We start from the raw sequence: 18319 nt of genomic DNA on the forward strand, positions 1-18319 counted from the left end.
AAGATTGAAGACGGAGCAAAGGGTTGTGGAAGCCATTGCTGGTGAGCCAGTGACACAATACACGTTAACGAATGACTTGAAAACTGAAATTTCAGTTCTAAGCTATGGCGGGGTTTGGCAGGCATTTAACGTTTATGAAAAAGGGCGAAAAGTACCGTTGATTTGGGGACTAGATTCAATTGCCGATTATCAGCGCGTAGGTTATTGTGTAGGACAGTCAATTGGGCGCGTTGCGGGACGACTTAGTGGTGCAAAATTCAAAATTGATCAGAAAACTTATCACGTCGATATGAATCGCACGGGTTTCTCTATTCATGGTGGGTCACACGGGTTTAACACCCTTAATTTTGACGGAAAACTTGAGCAAGAAAATGAGATGGTGAGTGTGACCTTGTCCAAGCATATCTTGAGTACGACCGACCAGTATCCCGGTAATTTGGATGTCACAATTAAGTTCAGCTTGGATAACCATAATCGGGTCACGATTCAATTTACAGGGGAGACTGATGCGCCCACGCTATTTAATCCAACTAGTCATGTTTACTGGAATACGACAACTGATCGCCGCACGTTGGCTCAGCAATCACTTCAAGTTAATAGTCAACAACGGTTAGTCTGTGACGCACAAAAGGTCCCCACGGGTGAAATGGTTGCCGTTAGGGGAACTGCCTTTGATTTTAACCGGCCACGGTTGTTGAAAGTGGCCGTAGACGACGTCGTCAATACGACAGCTAAAAAGGAAATTGATGAGACGTTTGTTGTCCGGCCGGATGAGCGGCAACCCATTGCCATCTTGGGGGATGCAAACGGCAGTCACCAAGTCAAAGTGTTTTCAAACCGGAACGGCTTAGTAATTTTTACTGCCAATCCGTTCGATAGCGCAGCGGAGCAGCGGGGTGACTATAACGCGGTCGCGGTTGAAGCACAGACCCTTCCGGATGCCATCAACCATGCTGGGCTTGGTGACATCGTCTTGCGTCCGGGACAACCACGAACGGACCGGATTGTTTTCCAATATCAGCCGTTCAATTAATTGATACGGATTGGCTACTTGTTAGCTATTCTGATTGCCACCGATGATTCTACAGTAATCATAATAGTAAATCTATTTTGAGCGTAGTCGGACAGCCTTGGTGTGCTGTGTCGGCAAGATTGGCAGGTTGCCAATCTTGCGGGGCAATTCAGAGACGTGGGTTGTCGGCTCTGAATCGAGGGCACAGACCGCACCGTGGCTGGGACCGTCCCTCCATAGCACACCAAGGCTGTCCGACGAAGCGGCCAATTTAGGAATAACCATCGCCACTATTATGGTGTTGATCGTAATTTTAGATTTTTTAACTGCTTAAATACAAAAGGCCTTGTTATCAACGAATTGTTGGTAGCAAGGCCTTTTAGTGTTATCGAGATTCATTTACGAAACGAATTGCGGCGCAGTAACCAGATGGTCAAAACACATAGCCCAATTGCAATGACCACGGTGATTTCCCAACCAAACGGATTTTTCATAAACGGGAGATCAACGTTTTGCCCGAAGAAGCCAAAGACGATGTTCGGCATGGTCAGGACGATTGAGAAAATGGTCAATAACCACATAGTATTGTTCAAACTATTATCCAAAATGTTGGAATAGGCGTTGGAAACCCGCCCGATAATGTCTGACGCGATGTTAGCCATTTCCAACCCTTGTTGGGCTTCGACGATGATGTCATCGAGCCGTTCTTTTTGCGAAGTTGAAAATTTAACGGGTGCGAACCGCTTGAGCGATTGCAATAAGTCGTTATTACTTTTTAGGGAAGTTAAAAAGTAAACCAGCGTCGTTTCCAAATCCATCAACTGTAAAATAACGGATCGTTGGATCTGCTTTTTCATTTTAGTTTGAATATTTTGGCGCTCTTTATTGATTTGATTAATGGCAGAAAAGTATTGCCGTGACAGTTTGTAGAGGACTTCGAAGATGTAGTCGAACGGATGCAAGACGTGTTCCCAATCGGCATCAATCTCATCCGCAATCATGTCTTCGACAAAACTAGTATTTGCAGTCGTAAAGGAGAGGAGGGTGTGGTCAATCAGCATGAAGCTGACTTGAGCCGTATAAGTCCCCTCATCTTCATTATTGGTGACAACGTCGAAAATAATTGTCGTAATGGCACTTTTAGAATCATATTCTAGCCGACCACGTTCGTGTTGGTCGGTGGCATAGCCTAGCATTTCATCGGTGACGTGCTCATCGTTGATTAGTTGACGATAGTCGTTATCAGTATAGTTATTAACCGCGACCCACCGAAAATCGTCGCTTAATTCTTGTACTTTTATCATAGTTTTAACTTCCAGAAGTTTGATTTACTCTCAATTTAACACGAGTGACCGGCTAACGTAAAGGTAGATTTTTGTAATCGCCGTCAGACCAGGTGTCCTAGATAATAAGTGTGTGACTGAGTTGTTCACACCACAATCGGTGTTGACGATTAAACAGCGCTAGCAATAAGTCGTAACTGATTATTAAGAGTAATAGTGAAACAATGACCAGGTAAATGTCTAACCGGGTCAGGGACGGCGTAGGAACGTTGCCAAGGCGATTAAAGAGCCACAAGTCCAAGAATAACAGTGGCAGCCCAACGAAGTAGAGCCCCCCGTAATGAATGAGAATTTGAAAGAAGTTGGCGCGGTGCCCAGCTTGGGATTGAATCCGACTATTAAACAATCGTCCCCCAATGGTTTTCCCGGTAAGGAGTGCGGGCAAAATGAAAAAGACTAAGATATTGGCAATGTATAGCCAGCGAAAATCATGTGGGAGCTGCCAGCCGTAGTGTTTCACTAGGACAAAGTAGACGCCGTCGAAACCGGCAATTAATAGCCAGTCAACTAAAAGTGCCCCGATTCGGCGCCAGTTGATGGGGTGATTTTGCCAGTTCAGCACCGGCGAATGATCCTGATTGCGCCACCGCTGTGGAATGAAAACAAGCCCGACGGCACCAACGATGCCACCCAAAGTGTTCATGAGCAGGTCATCTACGTCAAACATCCGGTAGGCACGGGAATAGTAGCCGTACAGCCCGGTCAATTGGGTCGTTTCAAAAAAGAGCGATAGCGTAAAACTGATCAAAGTAATCAGACCTAATGACCAGTGGTGGCGCCATTTCAAATAAGCCCCGATTGGCATAAAGAGCAAGATATTAAAAAATGGTTGAAAGAAAGTGGACGAAGTAAAGGCGCTAACCCAAGTACTAGTGTCGTGCAGTTGAAATGGTGTCAGTAACTTCAGCTGCTCAAGAAAGTAGAACGGGTGCAGATTATACGATGCCGTGGTTAGCGCGGCGACCGAAGAACGGGTCGGCAACGGCAAGATAATCAGCAGGTAGGCGACGGCGATGTACCAGATAAAAGAATAGGTGCTGATGAGATTCCGGGTCGTTAACGTCGTTCTTAGCCGCAACTGACCCGTCAAAATAATAATTGCTAATGCAAGTGTGGCTACCGGTAAGAGTAGGATCACGATGTGAACGGGTTCAAGCAGTGTGCTGACGATATGGCTGGAAAGTGCGAGCTGATAAAGTTTTAAGATGAGTTCGTGCATAATGACTTCCTTTAAAATAATGAGGATAACTTAGTTTTGAAAATTATGGAAATGTTGTCACGTGATTAATTTGAGCATATCATTAGTACGGCTGTTTTTGTGATTGATATTAATAAATTAGGGAAAGCTTAGAGAACGTGGTGGGACACAAAACGCCCCAATGGAATTTTAATCGCAACGATTATGACGTTAAATTAATGATTTATGTCGTTCAACCGGTTAACTAAGTTTATCGTGTTAAAATAATTTGTTTAATATTTCAGAATTGCGTTTCGTTTCTTTGGACACAACGGGGTTAATGGATTAAAGGAGTTTTTTATACATGTGGGTTATAAACGTCATGAACGACTTTGTGATTGGGTATCCAATTTTAGTAGCAGCGATTTGGATCATTGGGTGTCTTTATTTTGGACGCTTACAACGCTCTGAGCAGCGGGAGAAACTAACGGTGGCAACGTCGCCGCTCGTTTCCATTTTGGTACCAGCACATAATGAAGAGGACACGCTGAAGGGAGCGGTCGCTTCAATTGCTGCGTTACACTATCATCATTTTGAAGTGATTTTAATTGATGATAAGAGTGACGACCAGACGCTTGCGATGATGTACGAGTTACAAAAAGCTTATCAAGATAAAATCACGATTAAGATTGTGCCAATTGAGGTCAATCAAGGGAAAGCGAACGCGCTTAACCAGGGACTAAAGGTTGCAACGGGTGAGTATATCTTAGGAATCGATTCGGATTCCATTTTGGATTACCAGTCGTTGACGGAGTTAGTCAAAACGCTCAACAGTAATCCGCACATTGGCGCCGTTGCGGGGAAGCCGGTTGTTCGTAACCGAACGACCATCTTAGGACGGCTCCAATTGCTGGAGTATATCGGTGTGATTGATATTATTAAAAAAGCGCAGGCCTTTTTGGCTGGGCGAATTACGACGGTTTCGGGTGTAATCGTGGCTTTTCGGCGTGAAGCGTTGGAATCAGTGGGAGGCTGGAACGCAGCCGTCATGACTGAAGACATCGACATTACTTGGCGGATGTATCGGCATGGTTGGCAAGTGCGCTATGAACCGCGCGCGATTTGCTGGATTCTTGTGCCCGAATCTATTCGGAACCTTATCCGTCAACGGCAACGCTGGTCACGGGGTGGTCTAGAAGTGTTAGCTGGGAATTGGGATATTCTCATGCACGGATCACTCAGTAAACGGGCCCTGTTATCAGAAACAGTTATCAGTAACGTGTGGGCAATTTGTACCGCGTTAAGTTTGGTTTCATGGGTCTTAAACTTAGCTTTTGTCCACACGGTTCAACTGGATGGGGACATTTTACTGATTCTATTGATTATTAGTTTTACACAATTTGCGATTGGTTTCCGGGCGTCACAAGCTGCGGCTTATCTACAGTGGCGTGATTTCTTATTAGTGCCAATCTATATTTTGTACTACTGGATGATCAATTTGATTAGCTGTATTGCAGCCATCATTTCATTTATCTTGGATCCGGACCGGATTGGTACTTGGACAAGTCCTGATCGGGGGTTGAAGTAATGCAACCAGGACAAAGAAGACATTATATTATTCGTAAGAAAACGAGTCGTCCGCGGACCATTGGTAGAAGCTTGATTTTAATTGCACTATGGTTGTTCGTGGCATTTGTGATTGTGGTAAACATTAGTTTTATCCTGCACATTTATAGCGACTCGTTAGTTAGTTTTTATTTGTTATTAAACCTTGATTATAAGTTATATGGCATTGTGATTGGCATTATCGCGCTAGTTTCACTGGTGGTTGGCCTATACGCAGCAATGCGCTTAAGAAAATTACGGGGGCGGACAAACAGTGAAAAGAAGCAGGCGTAAACTATTAATTTGGGCCGTCGCTATTTTAATCGTTGTTGGTATGGGCTTCACGGTGCAAAAGAATTTTGAATTTAACCGTGAAAAAGATACCAACTATGCGTTACCAGCTGACGACGCGAAAAATAAAAACGGGATTATTGTGTTCTGTTATCATCGGATCTTAAAAAATACGCCGGGAGTTGATATTTCCCGGGTGTTATCCAGTAATTCACAATTACATGATTTTGACGTGCCGGCTGACCAGTTTGCAAGTCAAATGACGTACTTACACAAGCACCACGTTAAAGTGATTTCTAGTGCGGAAATGGCGCGCATGAAGGCTAGCCACAAACCGATTAAAGGGAAGTACGTAGTCCTAACTTTTGATGATATTGACCGAACGATGATCGACAACGCGTTGCCAACGATGAAAAAGTACCACTTGCCATTTACGGTATTCATTATTACGGGGAATACCGGACGCTACCGTGAAGGAACCCAATTAGCCACTTGGTCACAGATTAGAGGGGCCAAAAAGCAGGCCGGTGACTTGATGACATTAGGGTTGCACACCCATGATATGCACTACTTAACGAAAAAGTTCAATCCAATTTTTGATCAACCGAAGGAATACCACCGCTTTACGCAAGATTTTGCCACGAGTAAGCGTGAAATGAAGCAACACATGGGCGTTAACGCCGACATGTTTGCATATCCGTATGGTAGTGGTCCTGATCGCATCAACCGGTTCCTAAGTCGTCAAGGCCTGACGTCTGGGATTGCCACGTTAAACGTGGGGATCGTCACGGACCAAACTAGTATGAACCAGTTACCACGGATGATTATTAACCATGAAAGTTGGCCAAGTATCCGAACTTGGCTGAGTAAATAAAGAATCAATTTTAAGCTAGTCTTCAGTAAGTCATTTACTGTAAGGCTAGCTTTTTTGTTCTAAGGTTTCATGGGGAAAGTTTAAATTTAGCGCTCCGTCAAGCAGAACCAGTATCAAAGTGCGGTCTAGCGTCACAGGCGCTGATGGTACGACTTGTATTAGCGGTTAAACTATGTTTGAATATGATTAAAATATTAAAAGGAGATGAGAAGATGCTAGTAGACGGACACACCCATACGGAACTATGTCCTCACGGTAGTGGTGAATCAACTGAAAAGATGGTTCAACGGGCGATTCGGATGGGATTTCAACGCTATTGTATAACCGAACACGCACCGTTGCCGCCAGAGTTTCAAACGGAATTGGCCGGTGATCCGGTGGGGTATACCGAAGCTTCTTTACGGGTAGACCAAGTCGACGAATACTTAGACTTAGCACGTGGTTTGCAAGCTAAGTATGCCAATCAAATCGACATTTCAATTGGGTTTGAAGTTGACTTTTTACCGGGCTACGAAGCGTGGACGAAGCAGTTTTTAGCGCAATACGGGGCTCAAACGCAAGAAAACATTTTATCGGTGCACTTTATGCGGGGTGCCCAAGGTCACTTTTGGTGTATCGATTTATCGACAGCGGACTTTCAAGCCGGTTTTTCACAGTGGTTTGAGGACCCACAACGGCTCTTTAAGCAGTATTACCGGACGGTATTAAGTTCAGTACAAGCGGACTTCGGACCGTATACGCCGCAACGAATTGGGCATATGAGCTTGGTCCGGAAATATCAGGACTACTTTGGGCTGACTGCACCGTTAGACACGACTAATTTAGCCCTGGTCGATCAGGCGTTAGCCCGAATCAAGCAGCAGGGCCGGGAATTAGATTTGAACCTTGCTGGTTTGTATAAACCAGAATGTAATGATTTTTACCCGGGAAATCAAATCTTGGTACGGGCGCAAAAGTTAGGTATTCCGCTGGTTTACGGGTCCGATGCGCATGACATCGATAGTGTCGGTCGCGGTTACCATCTGATAAAAAAATTAATTAATGGTTGACAGATGCCATATTAGTCATTAGAATGAGTTTTAAATTAAATAACTAATCAAATTTTAATAAAACAGTCGTGATTAGAAAAAGTAATTAATCATCCCTCAATCCAGAGAGCTCGGGTAGCTGCGAACCGAACAGACATGATTAACGAATCACATCTATGAACTGCTGGGGTGAACCAGTCTCATTAGCTCCAGCCGAATTGGATTCGTTATCCAAGTTGACTTCGGTCAACATGAGGTTATCAGTGTGAGCTGATGACGAATTAAGGTGGAACCACGTGTAAACGTCCTTTTAGCAAATTTGCTAAAGGGGCGTTTTTTGATTCAACAGCGCAATTTAAGGAGGCGTTAGCATGTTACAACACTTATTACCATTAGGAACTCGCGACGAATTTGGGCAGTGGGCACAGCGTAAGCAACAACTGATCACGGTGATTCAAGCCCATTTTAAGCAGCGGGGGCTGGCGCCAATTGCGACACCGTTACTAGAAAATGAAGCGGTCTTTGACCCTTACCAAAAAGGTAATTACCAACTCTACCGCTTGCTTGGCGATGCGGGGCAGACCTTAGTCCTACGTCCGGACTTAACATTACCAATCGCGCGCTTTATCAGTGCAACGAACGTTTCGTTACCTTGCAAGTTTAGTTATGTCGGCGATATCTTCCGGGTCAGCCGCCAACTTTCAGGGTCTTACAACCAGGTCACGCAAGCCGGAGTGGAACTAATCGGGTACGACACGATCAAGGCTGAATTTGAATGTTTGACGATTGCCCAACAACTTAGTCAGAAATTAATTGCGGATGACGTTGAAATTGAGCTGGGTGACGCGCAGTTTGCACAACGCGTGGTAGCCAGCTTAACGAGCGACGGTCAAACCCAAGCGGCCATTTTAAACGCCCTGTTCAATAAGCGGGTGCCACAGTATCAAGCTTTGATTGCGGCTTATCAGGATCAAGCCATTTACCCATTTCTACAAGGTTGGCCACGCTTGTTTGGCCGGCCGGACCAAGTTTTAGCGCAATTAGCTGCGGCACCACTGCCAGAAAACGTTCAACCGAGCTTACAACGGTTACAGCGAGTAGTGACGTGGATGAAAACCACGATGCCTGACCAGCCCGTGTCGCTGGATCTGAGTAGTCAGGCGCCGCAGAAGTATTACACCGGCTTGACGTTTCGGGGCTATTCGCAGGCAGGCGCGGGTTACTTATTCAGTGGCGGACGTTACGATCAGCTGCTAGCTAATTTTCAGGCCGAATCCGAACCGGCCGTTGGCATGGGCATCAACGTGGACTTACTTACCACGTTAGCTGCTCAGCCCCCGGTATTAGGTCCCCAGAAACTGATTTATTTCAACACGAGTCAGTGGTCCGAAGCGGAAGCCTACTTAGCAAAACAAGCTAACGCGACGTTGAGTTTAGCGTCTGACTTAGCTGGTGCGCGGGCTGAAGCACAACGGTTAGGGGCACAGTTGATTGATTTAACGGGAGGCGTTGATGATGAGTGAGCGAATTAAAATTGCCCTGACTAAGGGGCGCGTTGAACAGCAAGTTTTACCGTTGTTAGAAACGGCGGGGGTGGATTGTTCCCTGGTACGCAATAAACAGCGGCGTTTGATTTTCGATTCAGAAACCCAACCGTACGAGTTTATTTTGGCGAAGGGCCCGGACGTGACGACCTTCCTTGAACGGGGGGCAGCCGATATTGGCATCGTCGGTAGCGATATTTTAACGGAGCGGCAGAGTACCCAATACGAATTGTTAGATTTAGGCGTTGGGGTTTGTCAATTTGTTCTCGCATCCACGAGTGATTTTGACCCCCGGGCACCGCAGCGCAAAATCATCGGTACCAAGTATCCCCGCATTACCCAACGCTACTTCGACCAGTTGGGCCAAGACGTTGAAATCATCAAGATTGAGGGTTCAGTCGAGCTTGCGCCGTTGACCGGGTTAGCGGATGCCATCGTGGACATTACGGAAACGGGTACGACGCTACGAGAAAACCAACTTCAAATTTACGATTATCTACAGCCGGTTTCGACCCGGCTAGTTGTGAACCGCTTAGCATTAAAACAACATCAACAAGCCATTTATGACCTGGTTGACCGATTAGCGGCCGTCATTACGCAGCCATCAAAGGAGTTTTCAAAATGAAAATTATTAATGAAAATCTGAGCAATTTAAAAAAACTAGTTCAAACCAAGACCCAGCAGCTGACCGATTTAAAAGTGGAAGCAACGGTTCGTGACATCATCACCGATGTGATTCAAAACGGGGACGCGGCGCTTCGGCAATACGAGGCCAAGTTCGATGGGGTGGCGCCAAAGCAATTTAAACTGGACGCCGCCGTTATCGATGACGCATATGCGAACTTAGCGCCGGACGTCAAAGCAGCTTTACAACTTGCGAAGCGCAACATTACGAGCTTTCACGAAAAGGAAAAGGCGACGGGGTTCATTGATGCGGAGCAACCGGGCGTATTACGGGGGCAAAAACTGTTGCCCCTTAAGCGGGTCGGACTATATGTTCCGGGTGGGACTGCGGCTTACCCGTCCACACTTTTGATGAGTGCGTTACCAGCCAAGATTGCGGGTGTTGACCAGGTGATCATGGTCACGCCACCCCAAAAAGACGGGATTAATCCGGCAGTCTTGGCCGCCGCCAAGCTGGCGGGTGTCGATGCGATTTATCAAGTTGGGGGCGCTCAAGCCATCGCGGCGTTAGCGTACGGGACGGAATCCATTCCAGCGGTCGATAAGATCATTGGTCCGGGGAACATCTACGTGGCAACCGCCAAGAAGCAAGTCTTTGGGCAAGTAGCCATCGATATGGTGGCCGGACCCTCTGAAATTGGGATTATCGCGGATGACAGTGCGGATCCCCGGCAACTCGCGGCCGATTTATTGAGTCAGGCGGAACACGATCGGCGGGCCCGGCCAATCTTAATTACCGATAGTCAAAAGTTGGCGCAGGCGGTCAGTGACAACGTGACGTCACAACTAAAAGTCCTCCCCAGAACTGAAATCGCCACGCAGGCGGTTGATGAAAAAGGGTTCATTGCGGTGGTTAGTCGGGTCGAAGACATGTTTGACTTAATGAACACGGTGGCACCAGAACACTTGGAGATCCAGTTACGTGACCCAACTCAGTACCTGAACTTAATTCGCAATGCGGGTTCCGTGTTTTTAGGCAAATACGCTTCAGAACCCTTGGGCGATTACGTTGCGGGACCAAACCACATTTTGCCAACGAGTGGGACGGCGCGGTTTTCTTCACCACTCGGGGTCTACGACTTCGTTAAGCGGACGTCCTTTATTCAGTACACCAAGGATGCGTTAGCCCGGGAAGCGTCCGCGATTACGACGCTGGCGCGGGTCGAAGGATTGGAAGGCCACGCGCGGGCCATTGAATCCCGCTTCGATACTTATTACGACTAGTTTTTTAAGGGAGGAACCGATATGCGACAAGCAACGATTAAACGGGTCACTAAAGAGACTCAAATTGAAATTAGTTTGAACTTGGATGAACAAAGCGGTATTGAAATTGATACGGGGATTGGCTTTTTGAATCACATGCTGAACCTCTTTGCCAAGCACGGGCGCTTTGGGTTGATCGTCAAGTGTCACGGCGACTTGGACGTAGATCCACACCACACGACTGAGGACACGGGCATTGTGCTGGGCGAATGTTTTAAAAAAGCGCTCGGCGATAAAGCTGGCATTGAACGCTACGGCACTGAATTTGTCCCCATGGATGAAACGTTAGGCCAAGTGAGTGTTGATTTAAGCGGTCGGTCATACTTGGTTTTTGACGCCGAACTGACGAATCCCCGCTTGGGCGGCTTGGATACCGAAACGGTGGAAGACTTTTTTCAGGCGTGTGCCTTTGCGGCTGAGATGAACTTGCACGCCCGAATCTTATACGGGCGCAACACCCACCACAAAGTTGAAAGTTTATTTAAAGCGTTTGGTCGGGCAATGCGGGATGCCGTTACGATTAATCCCGACATTATTGGCGTGAACTCAACTAAGGGCGTGATTTAAATGTTTGCGATTGTGGATTATGACACCGGGAATACACGCAATTTACAAAAAGCGTTTACGTATTTAAATGTTCCAACGTGCTTGACGGCTGATCCGCAAACTTTAGCGAGTGCGGACGCCGTAATTCTACCAGGGGTCGGGGCTTTCGCCGCCGCCATGGACGCCTTACGTTCCCGGAAGTTAGTGGACGTGCTACAACAACTCGGGCGGCAAGGCAAACCGTTGCTCGGCATCTGTTTAGGCATGCAGCTGCTATTTGAAAGTAGCAGTGAGTATGGTGAACACGCCGGGTTAGGGCTACTACAAGGTCACGTTGCCGCGCTGCCGGCGAGTCCCGAAGTGAAGGTGCCTCAAATGGGCTGGAATCAAAACGTGCTCCGACAAGCCACTAGCCCCTTTGCGAGTATCGATGCGGCGTTTACCTACTTTGTTCATTCGTATTACGCGGTGTGTCCGGAAGATGAAATCGTGGCGACCGTTGAACACGGGGTAACGGTCCCGAGTATCGTACAGGCAGGTAACGTCATTGGGATGCAGTTTCACCCGGAAAAAAGCGGCCGGGTGGGCTTAGCGCAGTTAGCCGCTTTTAAGGAAATGGTGAGTGCGAATGATTTTTCCAGCAATTGATTTAAAAGTCGGTCAGAGTGTACGCCTTTATCAGGGCGACTTTGATCAGACCACGGTCGTCAACGCTGACCCCGTTGCGCAGGCGCGTGCCGTTAACGCGGCGGGGATCGAGCAATTACACGTGGTTGATTTAGACGGTGCTAAGGATGGCCAGCCCCAAAACTACGCGACGATTGCGGCCATTCGGAAGGCCTTTACGGGTCTGATGGAACTTGGCGGTGGGATTCGGAGTTTTGAGCTTGCGCAACGTTACTTAACACTTGGCATTGACCGGTTGATCTTGGGCTCAGTGGCGTTAACCCAGCCGGCGTTAGTGAAACGGCTCTTGGCTGAGTATGGTCCGGAACGGATTGTCATTGGAATTGACGGTCAGGATGGCTACGTCGCCATTAACGGGTGGCTCGAACAGTCCCAAACCAAAATGAGTCAACTCATGCGGGCCATGGTCCAAGCGGGCGCCCGGCACTTTATCGTGACGGACGTTGAACGTGACGGCACGCTTCGAGGGCCTAATATTGGGCTGTACTTACAGCTAAAGGAAAAGTGTCCCAAAGCTAATCTGATTGCGAGTGGGGGCGTCCGGAATCTGAGTGACGTCCAGTTGCTACAAGCAAGTGGGTTTCAGGATGTGATTATCGGCAAGGCGCTGGCCGCCGGTAAGGTGACGTTGCCAGCGTTAGCGGAGGTGGACGGATGATTGCAAAGCGCATTATTCCCTGTTTAGACGTTGCTGATGGCCGCGTCAAAAAAGGGGTCAACTTCGTGAATTTGACCGATGTGGGTGCTCCCGTCGCCATTGCTAGTGCTTATCAGCAACAGGGCGCGGATGAGTTAGTCTTTTTAGACATTGCGGCGACGAACGAACACCGCCAAACGATGGCGACCATGGTTGAAAAGGTCTCGGCACAAGTTTTCATGCCCCTGACGATTGGCGGTGGTATTAGTAGTGTTGCGGATATGCAACGGATGCTACGCGCTGGCGCGGATAAAACGGCGATTAACTCGGCGGCCGTGGCTAACCCAGAACTGATTCGAGCGGGGGCTCGCAAATTTGGCAACCAGTGCATCGTCGTCGCCATTGATACGGCGTGGGATGCCACTAGTCAAATGTACCGGGTGTACACGCATGGCGGTCGGCAAGTAACGGATCTCGACGCAATCGACTGGGCAAAACGCGCGGTGGCCTTAGGTGCCGGCGAATTGCTCGTCACCAGTATGGACCGGGATGGCACTAAGGCGGGGTTCGACGAACGGTTATATCGGCTAATCAGTGCGGCCGTTCCCGTCCCTGTGATTGCTTCCGGTGGGGCTGGTCAGGTCGCAGATTTCGTCTCTGTTTTCAAGAATACGCCGGTTGACGGGGCCCTCGCTGCTTCCGTATTCCACTATGGTGAACTGACGATTGGTGACGTTAAACAGACGTTGAAAGAACAAGGGGTGGTCGTACGATGAAACCAGACTTTGAGAAGGGTGCCGGCTTAGTGACGACCGTCGTCACTGATGCAGAAACTAAGGACGTTCTAATGGTGGCGTGGATGAACGCGGAAAGTTACCGGCGGACGTTGGCGTCGGGTCAGACGTGGTTCTGGTCTAGGTCGCGACAGGAGTTATGGCACAAGGGTGCGACGAGCGGTAATTTGCAAGATGTCGTCAGCATTCAGTTAGATTGTGACCAGGACACCTTGTTAATTGCGGTTCATCCGCACGGACCGGCCTGTCACACGGGCCACCGCAGTTGCTTTTTTAATACAATTAAATAGAAAGTGGGACTTAAATATGCAAAATATGGAAGAACTTTATCAAATGATTGCTGAACGTAAACAAAACCCTAAGGCGGGATCGTACACCGATTACTTATTTACTAAGGGTTTGGATAAAATTTTGAAAAAGGTGGGTGAAGAATCGACCGAAGTCGTCGTGGCGGCCAAAAATCCCGGGGATGATGAGCTGGTCTACGAAACGGCGGACCTATTTTATCACGTCTTAGTGTTACTAGTTGAACGCGGCGTCAGCTTTGACCAAATTAAAGCTGAATTGGCTAAGCGTGAAGGTAAGATGAGTGACTACAAGGATCGTCCAGAAATCAAAAACTTATAGGGGGATGCGCGTATGAAAGCAAGCATTCGACAGTTACAACCTTACGTCCCGGAAAAGCCGCTCGCTGAATTGCAGCGGGAGTTAGGCGTAAAAAAGTTAGTCCGGCTCTCGGCTAATGAAAATCCGTACGGGACGTCACCGGCCGTTGAGCAAGCGGTTAAAAGTTGGGCTTTTAACCAAGCCAATCGTTATCCGGATGCAGAGGCACGGGTGCTCCGGGATGCCGTTGTGAAACAGGAAAAGGTAGCCCCGGACCAGCTCGTTTTCAGTGTTGGGCTAGATGAAATGATCGTGATGGTGTCACGGACATTTTTGGAACCGGGCGACCAAGTCCTCGTTTCGGGGCCAACATTTTCAGAATACGGGCTGCACGCGGCCATTGAAGGGGCCGAGCTCGTAACGGTCCCGACGCTTGCGAATGACCACGTTGATTTTGCTGGGTTAGCGAGTGCACTGACCCCGGCCGTTAAAATGGTCTGGCTTTGCAACCCGAATAATCCGACCGGAACGGTGGAGCCCTTGTCAGCAATCGAGGCGTTTATTCGCCAAGTGCCCGCAACGACCATGGTGTTAATTGACGAAGCTTACTTGGACTTTGTGCCGGATGCGGCGGAAACGACGGCGATGCAGTTACCGGCCAAGTACGAAAACGTCGTTGTGATGCGGACTTTTTCTAAAGCGTACGGGCTGGCGAACTTTCGAATCGGGTACGCGGTGTTTGCGCCTAAGTACGCCCCGACGATGCAGGCGGTGCGGTTGCCCTATAATGTGAATTCGTTGACGCAGGTGGCGGCGGTTGCCGCTTTAGCTGACCAAGACTTTGTGAAGGAAACCGTCGCCAAAAACGCGGTCGAACGCAAGCGGTGGCAGGCCTATTTCGAGGCTAACGGTTACCAGTTTGACGAGTCGGCCGCAAACTTTATTTTCTTTGCGGACCCGCAAGCTGAAGCGTTAGCTGAATATTTACGCCAAAATGGGTATCTATTACGGACAAAATTACGTCCCGGGTGGCTACGGTTGACGATTGGAACGGCGGAAGATAACGCTGAACTGCGTCGGTTGATGACGGAATTTAAACGTTAGGCTTGACTTAGAGTGGACACTAACTGTTATGCTAAAAGTATAAATAGTTAGGAGGACGCTATATGTCAGAATTAGATAAATTAGAAGCTGGTGACTGGTATAACTTTAAGGCGGCTGAGGTAGTCGCACAAAAAGCGCGGGCCGCAAAGTTGTGTCAGGAATTTAACACGATTGCCCCCAGTGATCCTGAAGCCCAAAGCCAAAAAATCAAGGAGATTTTGGGATCGTGTGGCCAAAACGTTTCGGTTCAGGCCAATTTCAACTGTGATAACGGGCGCAATATTCACGTGGGTGATAATTTCTTGAGTAATTATAATCTGACTGTTTTGGATATTGCGCCGGTCACGATTGGCGACAATGTTATGATTGGTCCTAACGTCGATATTTATACGGTGAACCATCCTTTAACGGCACGGGGACGGCGAGCGTCGCTGGCAAAGGGCAGCCCAGTGACAATTGGCAATGATGTTTGGATTGGTGGTAAAGTCACGATTACGCCCGGGGTCACGATTGGCGACAACGTGGTGGTGGCTGCCGGTGCAGTGGTGACACACGACGTTCCCGCTAACATGTTGGTTGCGGGTGTGCCAGCAAAGGTGATTAAGACGCTAGTAGAAGCGAATAAACAGGATTAATTTAATCAAATCAAACTAAAACGGTGGTTAAGAAATGGAGCTGATTCATTCCTCAACCACCGTTTAATGTGTACTGGGATTGGCTATATTTTAATCGCCCTTAATTGTTGTTGAAGCTCATCAACGGTTTTTAATTGAGCCGTATCGAGGGTCGTCGCCCCGTTGACCGTGATAACTAGGGACTGACCGACCTCTAAAATTTCGACGGCCGTATCATCCATATCTAGTTGAAGCGTGATTTTGACGAATGATTGAAAATCACGAAAGTCTTCGGTTAGCTGGTTGGCTGCCGCAAGCTTTAAAGATTGATCGACGATGTGTTGGTAGCGGCGTAACCGTTGCCGGCGGGTTTTACGTGCGGTGTAGTAGGGTAAAAATAGTGCAACGGCCACCGCAATAAATTCTGCTAACGCACCAACCCATTCAGATAACGGACCAATTTCCATGAAGTACCACCTCGTTTAAATTTAATTCGTAGACTATTATTTACATAAAGTCTCGTTTGATTATTTCAGGTCACAATATAACAGGTATACTAGAAGAGAGTAATTATTACAAACAGAAAGAGGTTGTTGCGTGTTACATTTACTGGAACAATTATACGAACCCTTCTTTAGTGTTGCTAATTGGGGCAGCGTGATTACGTCGGCCAAGGATTGGTTAATTATCCTGTCGTTGGCTGTGATTGAGTGCCTACTATCGGTTGATAATGCCGTCGTGTTAGCAGCGCAAACACAGAGTCTAGATAATTTGCAAGAACGTGAAAAATCATTATTCTATGGTTTATGGGGCGCGTATCTGTTTCGTTTTTTGATTATTGGCATTGGGACCTACCTAATTGGTTTTTGGGAAATCAAAGTTCTAGGCGCCGGGTATCTTTTATATTTAGTTTATCGTTTCTTTACACAACCCAAGCCGGGGGAGACACGGCCTAAAAAGCAGCGTCGGCAGCGCCGCTTCTTAGGACTTAGTCGTTTTTGGTCGGTGGTATTACAAATTGAAATGATGGACATTATTTTTTCAATTGATTCGGTGTTAGCATCGCTCGCTATTTCGGATAACCCGGTCATTGTCCTCATTGGTGGGATGATTGGGATTGCCTGCATGCGGGGCATTGCCGAGGTCATTATGCGACTAATGCGCAAGATTCCGGAGCTGGAAACGATGGCGTATTGTTTAATCGTCATCATTGCGATTAAATTATTCCTGTCGATTCCGGCCATTGGAATTGAAATTCCTGCCAGTGCGTTTGGCGGCATTGTATTAGTGGCATTTGTTGTGACGATGGGCGTGCACGTTTGGCGGCGGCGGCAAGTCAGTTAAAAATGCGTGAATGGTGGTTTAGAAAGGGACGTTAAAGATGAAAATTGGTTGGATTGGGACCGGCGTCATGGGCGCCGCAATGGTTCAAAATTTGATGGCTGCGGGCCATCAGTTGGTGGTTTATAACCGAACCAAGCGTAAGACCGACAACTTAGTGGCACAAGGGGCGGTTTGGGCCGCTTCGCCAGCCGAAGTTGCGCAACAAAGTGACGTGGTCTTTACAATGGTTGGTTTTCCGAAAGACGTCGAAGAAGTCTACTTTGGTGAAACGGGGATTTTTGCCGGTTTAGCAAAAGGCAAGACGGTCGTCGACATGACAACGAGTCAGCCTAAGTTGGCGGCAAAGATTGCCGCTTACGCCACGGCACACGACATGCACGCGATGGATGCACCGGTATCGGGTGGTGACATTGGCGCCAAGAACGCCACGCTAACGATCATGGTCGGTGGGGACACGGCAACTTACCAAGCCATGTTGCCGTTGTTTAACGTTATCGGGCACAAGGTCAATCATTTTGGGGCCGCTGGCACGGGGCAACACGCTAAGATGGCCAACCAAATTATGATTGCCGGTACGATGACGGGGTTAACCGAAATGTTACTTTACACAAAGGCTGCTGGTTTGGACCCACAGAAGGTGTTAGCAACCTTATCTAGTGGTGGTGCTGATAACTGGAGTATGGAAAATTACGTGCCCCGCATCTTGAAGGATGACTATACCCCGGGGTTCTTTGCGCGCCACTTCTTGAAAGATTTAAGAATCGCGTTGAGCGAGGCGGATGCCATGGGCTTGGATTTAGTCGCAACGGCCCAAGCAAAACGCCTTTACGAAGTCATGGTCGACGTTAAGGGCCTGGGAGACCAAGGCACTCAGGGTCTGATTAATATTTATTAACCATATATTCAATCCGGTTGTCGCTGATAACATGCGGTCGTGGGACCGAGGCTAGCCTGAGGAGCGGTCTAGCCTCTCGCCCGGAACACTCTTTAAATGACAGCTGTTCCGGACCGTCCGTGGCCTAAGACCGGAAAATCACCGGTCAAAGGTCACCTTCACGACCGATGCTATCAGCGATAACCTCCGATGATTTGGAAAGCATTATTGCTGTTATTAAAATGTTGACAGCAATATTTTCAGATTTTAATAATTAAAAAAACTGCGTAGC

The 18319-nt window shown here is 47.9% G+C and carries 21 protein-coding genes and 1 other annotated feature; of the genes, 18 read left to right on the forward strand and 3 right to left on the reverse strand.

The genetic code is table 11. The features are described 5' to 3' along the window. Window positions 1-4: 4 nt before the first annotated feature. Window positions 5-1033, forward strand: coding sequence for an aldose epimerase family protein (locus AAA939_RS02425; protein ID WP_338208739.1), 1029 nt, complete (start codon window positions 5-7; stop codon window positions 1031-1033). 374 nt (window positions 1034-1407) lie between these two features. Here the strand turns inward: AAA939_RS02425 and AAA939_RS02430 are convergent, their stop codons facing one another. Beyond that, complete coding sequence (locus AAA939_RS02430) at window positions 1408-2316, reverse strand: magnesium transporter CorA family protein (protein WP_338208741.1); 909 nt, start codon at window positions 2314-2316, stop codon at window positions 1408-1410. A gap of 97 nt (window positions 2317-2413) precedes the next feature. After that, window positions 2414-3574 carry a VanZ family protein gene (locus AAA939_RS02435; RefSeq protein ID WP_338208743.1) on the reverse strand — a complete coding sequence of 387 codons (1161 nt, stop codon included), beginning with the start codon at window positions 3572-3574 and terminating at the stop codon, window positions 2414-2416. Window positions 3575-3896: 322 nt separating this feature from the next. Here AAA939_RS02435 and AAA939_RS02440 point away from each other — a divergent pair, with 322 nt between their 5' ends. The 15 genes from AAA939_RS02440 to AAA939_RS02510 all read left to right on the forward strand — a co-directional run bounded on the left by AAA939_RS02440 (window position 3897) and on the right by AAA939_RS02510 (window position 15830). Beyond that, window positions 3897-5120: a glycosyltransferase family 2 protein gene (locus tag AAA939_RS02440; RefSeq protein ID WP_338208745.1), complete on the forward strand. Its 1224-nt coding sequence runs from the start codon at window positions 3897-3899 to the stop codon at window positions 5118-5120. Then, window positions 5120-5431: a hypothetical protein gene (locus tag AAA939_RS02445; protein WP_338208747.1), complete on the forward strand. Its 312-nt coding sequence runs from the start codon at window positions 5120-5122 to the stop codon at window positions 5429-5431. Before AAA939_RS02440 ends, AAA939_RS02445 begins: the two co-directional genes overlap by 1 nt. Continuing rightward, window positions 5412-6302, forward strand: coding sequence for a polysaccharide deacetylase family protein (locus tag AAA939_RS02450; protein ID WP_338208748.1), 891 nt, complete (start codon window positions 5412-5414; stop codon window positions 6300-6302). The genes AAA939_RS02445 and AAA939_RS02450 overlap by 20 nt, the downstream gene beginning before the upstream one ends. 212 nt (window positions 6303-6514) lie before the next feature. Further along, window positions 6515-7351 (forward strand): histidinol-phosphatase HisJ, encoded by an 837-nt coding sequence (gene hisJ, locus AAA939_RS02455; protein ID WP_338208749.1) that lies wholly within the window; start codon window positions 6515-6517, stop codon window positions 7349-7351. Between the two features lie 59 nt (window positions 7352-7410). After that, window positions 7411-7643, forward strand: a binding site (T-box leader). Between the two features lie 58 nt (window positions 7644-7701). Beyond that, on the forward strand, window positions 7702-8853 hold the full coding sequence (locus AAA939_RS02460) for an ATP phosphoribosyltransferase regulatory subunit (protein WP_338208750.1): 1152 nt from the start codon (window positions 7702-7704) through the stop codon (window positions 8851-8853). Then, window positions 8843-9499 (forward strand): ATP phosphoribosyltransferase, encoded by a 657-nt coding sequence (gene hisG, locus AAA939_RS02465; protein WP_338208752.1) that lies wholly within the window; start codon window positions 8843-8845, stop codon window positions 9497-9499. Before AAA939_RS02460 ends, hisG begins: the two co-directional genes overlap by 11 nt. Next, a complete protein-coding gene (gene hisD / locus AAA939_RS02470) occupies window positions 9496-10782 on the forward strand; it encodes a histidinol dehydrogenase (RefSeq protein ID WP_338208754.1) in 1287 nt (428 codons plus the stop codon). Before hisG ends, hisD begins: the two co-directional genes overlap by 4 nt. A gap of 21 nt (window positions 10783-10803) precedes the next feature. Continuing rightward, window positions 10804-11388 (forward strand): imidazoleglycerol-phosphate dehydratase HisB, encoded by a 585-nt coding sequence (gene hisB, locus AAA939_RS02475; RefSeq protein WP_338208755.1) that lies wholly within the window; start codon window positions 10804-10806, stop codon window positions 11386-11388. Next, on the forward strand, window positions 11389-12015 hold the full coding sequence (gene hisH / locus AAA939_RS02480) for an imidazole glycerol phosphate synthase subunit HisH (RefSeq protein WP_338208757.1): 627 nt from the start codon (window positions 11389-11391) through the stop codon (window positions 12013-12015). It begins immediately after the preceding gene. Further along, the gene (gene hisA / locus AAA939_RS02485; RefSeq protein ID WP_338208759.1) at window positions 11996-12712 is read left to right on the forward strand and encodes a 1-(5-phosphoribosyl)-5-[(5-phosphoribosylamino)methylideneamino]imidazole-4-carboxamide isomerase; all 717 of its coding nucleotides are present in this window, start codon (window positions 11996-11998) and stop codon (window positions 12710-12712) included. The genes hisH and hisA overlap by 20 nt, the downstream gene beginning before the upstream one ends. Next, window positions 12709-13467 (forward strand): imidazole glycerol phosphate synthase subunit HisF, encoded by a 759-nt coding sequence (gene hisF, locus AAA939_RS02490; protein ID WP_338208761.1) that lies wholly within the window; start codon window positions 12709-12711, stop codon window positions 13465-13467. Before hisA ends, hisF begins: the two co-directional genes overlap by 4 nt. Next, window positions 13464-13775, forward strand: a complete 312-nt coding sequence (gene hisI / locus AAA939_RS02495; RefSeq protein ID WP_338208762.1) for a phosphoribosyl-AMP cyclohydrolase — start codon at window positions 13464-13466, stop codon at window positions 13773-13775. Before hisF ends, hisI begins: the two co-directional genes overlap by 4 nt. 16 nt (window positions 13776-13791) lie before the next feature. After that, window positions 13792-14112 carry a phosphoribosyl-ATP diphosphatase gene (hisE, locus tag AAA939_RS02500; protein ID WP_057707891.1) on the forward strand — a complete coding sequence of 107 codons (321 nt, stop codon included), beginning with the start codon at window positions 13792-13794 and terminating at the stop codon, window positions 14110-14112. Window positions 14113-14124: 12 nt separating this feature from the next. Continuing rightward, complete coding sequence (gene hisC, locus AAA939_RS02505; RefSeq protein WP_338208763.1) at window positions 14125-15195, forward strand: histidinol-phosphate transaminase; 1071 nt, start codon at window positions 14125-14127, stop codon at window positions 15193-15195. Between the two features lie 62 nt (window positions 15196-15257). Next, window positions 15258-15830, forward strand: a complete 573-nt coding sequence (locus AAA939_RS02510) for a sugar O-acetyltransferase (RefSeq protein ID WP_338208765.1) — start codon at window positions 15258-15260, stop codon at window positions 15828-15830. 83 nt (window positions 15831-15913) lie between these two features. Here the strand turns inward: AAA939_RS02510 and AAA939_RS02515 are convergent, their stop codons facing one another. After that, window positions 15914-16276 (reverse strand): hypothetical protein, encoded by a 363-nt coding sequence (locus AAA939_RS02515; protein WP_338208766.1) that lies wholly within the window; start codon window positions 16274-16276, stop codon window positions 15914-15916. Between the two features lie 130 nt (window positions 16277-16406). Here AAA939_RS02515 and AAA939_RS02520 point away from each other — a divergent pair, with 130 nt between their 5' ends. Both AAA939_RS02520 and AAA939_RS02525 read left to right on the forward strand, forming a co-directional pair. Then, complete coding sequence (locus tag AAA939_RS02520) at window positions 16407-17153, forward strand: TerC family protein (protein WP_338208768.1); 747 nt, start codon at window positions 16407-16409, stop codon at window positions 17151-17153. A gap of 37 nt (window positions 17154-17190) precedes the next feature. Continuing rightward, entirely contained in the window at window positions 17191-18048 is an 858-nt protein-coding gene (locus AAA939_RS02525) for an NAD(P)-dependent oxidoreductase (RefSeq protein ID WP_338208770.1), read from the forward strand. Window positions 18049-18319 lie beyond the last annotated feature (271 nt).

The sequence above is a fragment of the Lactiplantibacillus paraxiangfangensis genome (genome assembly GCF_036246185.1).
Lineage (GTDB): Bacteria > Bacillota > Bacilli > Lactobacillales > Lactobacillaceae > Lactiplantibacillus > Lactiplantibacillus paraxiangfangensis.

Coding starts and splice junctions, on each gene's coding strand:
- AAA939_RS02435 (WP_338208743.1), bottom strand. CDS start 3,574: ATGCACGAACTCATCTTAAAACTTTATCAGCTCGCACTTTCCAGCCAT.
- AAA939_RS02430 (WP_338208741.1), bottom strand. CDS start 2,316: ATGATAAAAGTACAAGAATTAAGCGACGATTTTCGGTGGGTCGCGGTT.
- hisC (WP_338208763.1), top strand. CDS start 14,125: ATGAAAGCAAGCATTCGACAGTTACAACCTTACGTCCCGGAAAAGCCG.
- hisE (WP_057707891.1), top strand. CDS start 13,792: ATGCAAAATATGGAAGAACTTTATCAAATGATTGCTGAACGTAAACAA.
- hisI (WP_338208762.1), top strand. CDS start 13,464: ATGAAACCAGACTTTGAGAAGGGTGCCGGCTTAGTGACGACCGTCGTC.
- AAA939_RS02440 (WP_338208745.1), top strand. CDS start 3,897: ATGTGGGTTATAAACGTCATGAACGACTTTGTGATTGGGTATCCAATT.
- hisJ (WP_338208749.1), top strand. CDS start 6,515: ATGCTAGTAGACGGACACACCCATACGGAACTATGTCCTCACGGTAGT.
- hisH (WP_338208757.1), top strand. CDS start 11,389: ATGTTTGCGATTGTGGATTATGACACCGGGAATACACGCAATTTACAA.
- hisA (WP_338208759.1), top strand. CDS start 11,996: ATGATTTTTCCAGCAATTGATTTAAAAGTCGGTCAGAGTGTACGCCTT.
- hisD (WP_338208754.1), top strand. CDS start 9,496: ATGAAAATTATTAATGAAAATCTGAGCAATTTAAAAAAACTAGTTCAA.
- AAA939_RS02510 (WP_338208765.1), top strand. CDS start 15,258: ATGTCAGAATTAGATAAATTAGAAGCTGGTGACTGGTATAACTTTAAG.
- AAA939_RS02460 (WP_338208750.1), top strand. CDS start 7,702: ATGTTACAACACTTATTACCATTAGGAACTCGCGACGAATTTGGGCAG.
- AAA939_RS02445 (WP_338208747.1), top strand. CDS start 5,120: ATGCAACCAGGACAAAGAAGACATTATATTATTCGTAAGAAAACGAGT.
- hisG (WP_338208752.1), top strand. CDS start 8,843: ATGATGAGTGAGCGAATTAAAATTGCCCTGACTAAGGGGCGCGTTGAA.
- hisB (WP_338208755.1), top strand. CDS start 10,804: ATGCGACAAGCAACGATTAAACGGGTCACTAAAGAGACTCAAATTGAA.
- AAA939_RS02515 (WP_338208766.1), bottom strand. CDS start 16,276: ATGGAAATTGGTCCGTTATCTGAATGGGTTGGTGCGTTAGCAGAATTT.
- hisF (WP_338208761.1), top strand. CDS start 12,709: ATGATTGCAAAGCGCATTATTCCCTGTTTAGACGTTGCTGATGGCCGC.
- AAA939_RS02525 (WP_338208770.1), top strand. CDS start 17,191: ATGAAAATTGGTTGGATTGGGACCGGCGTCATGGGCGCCGCAATGGTT.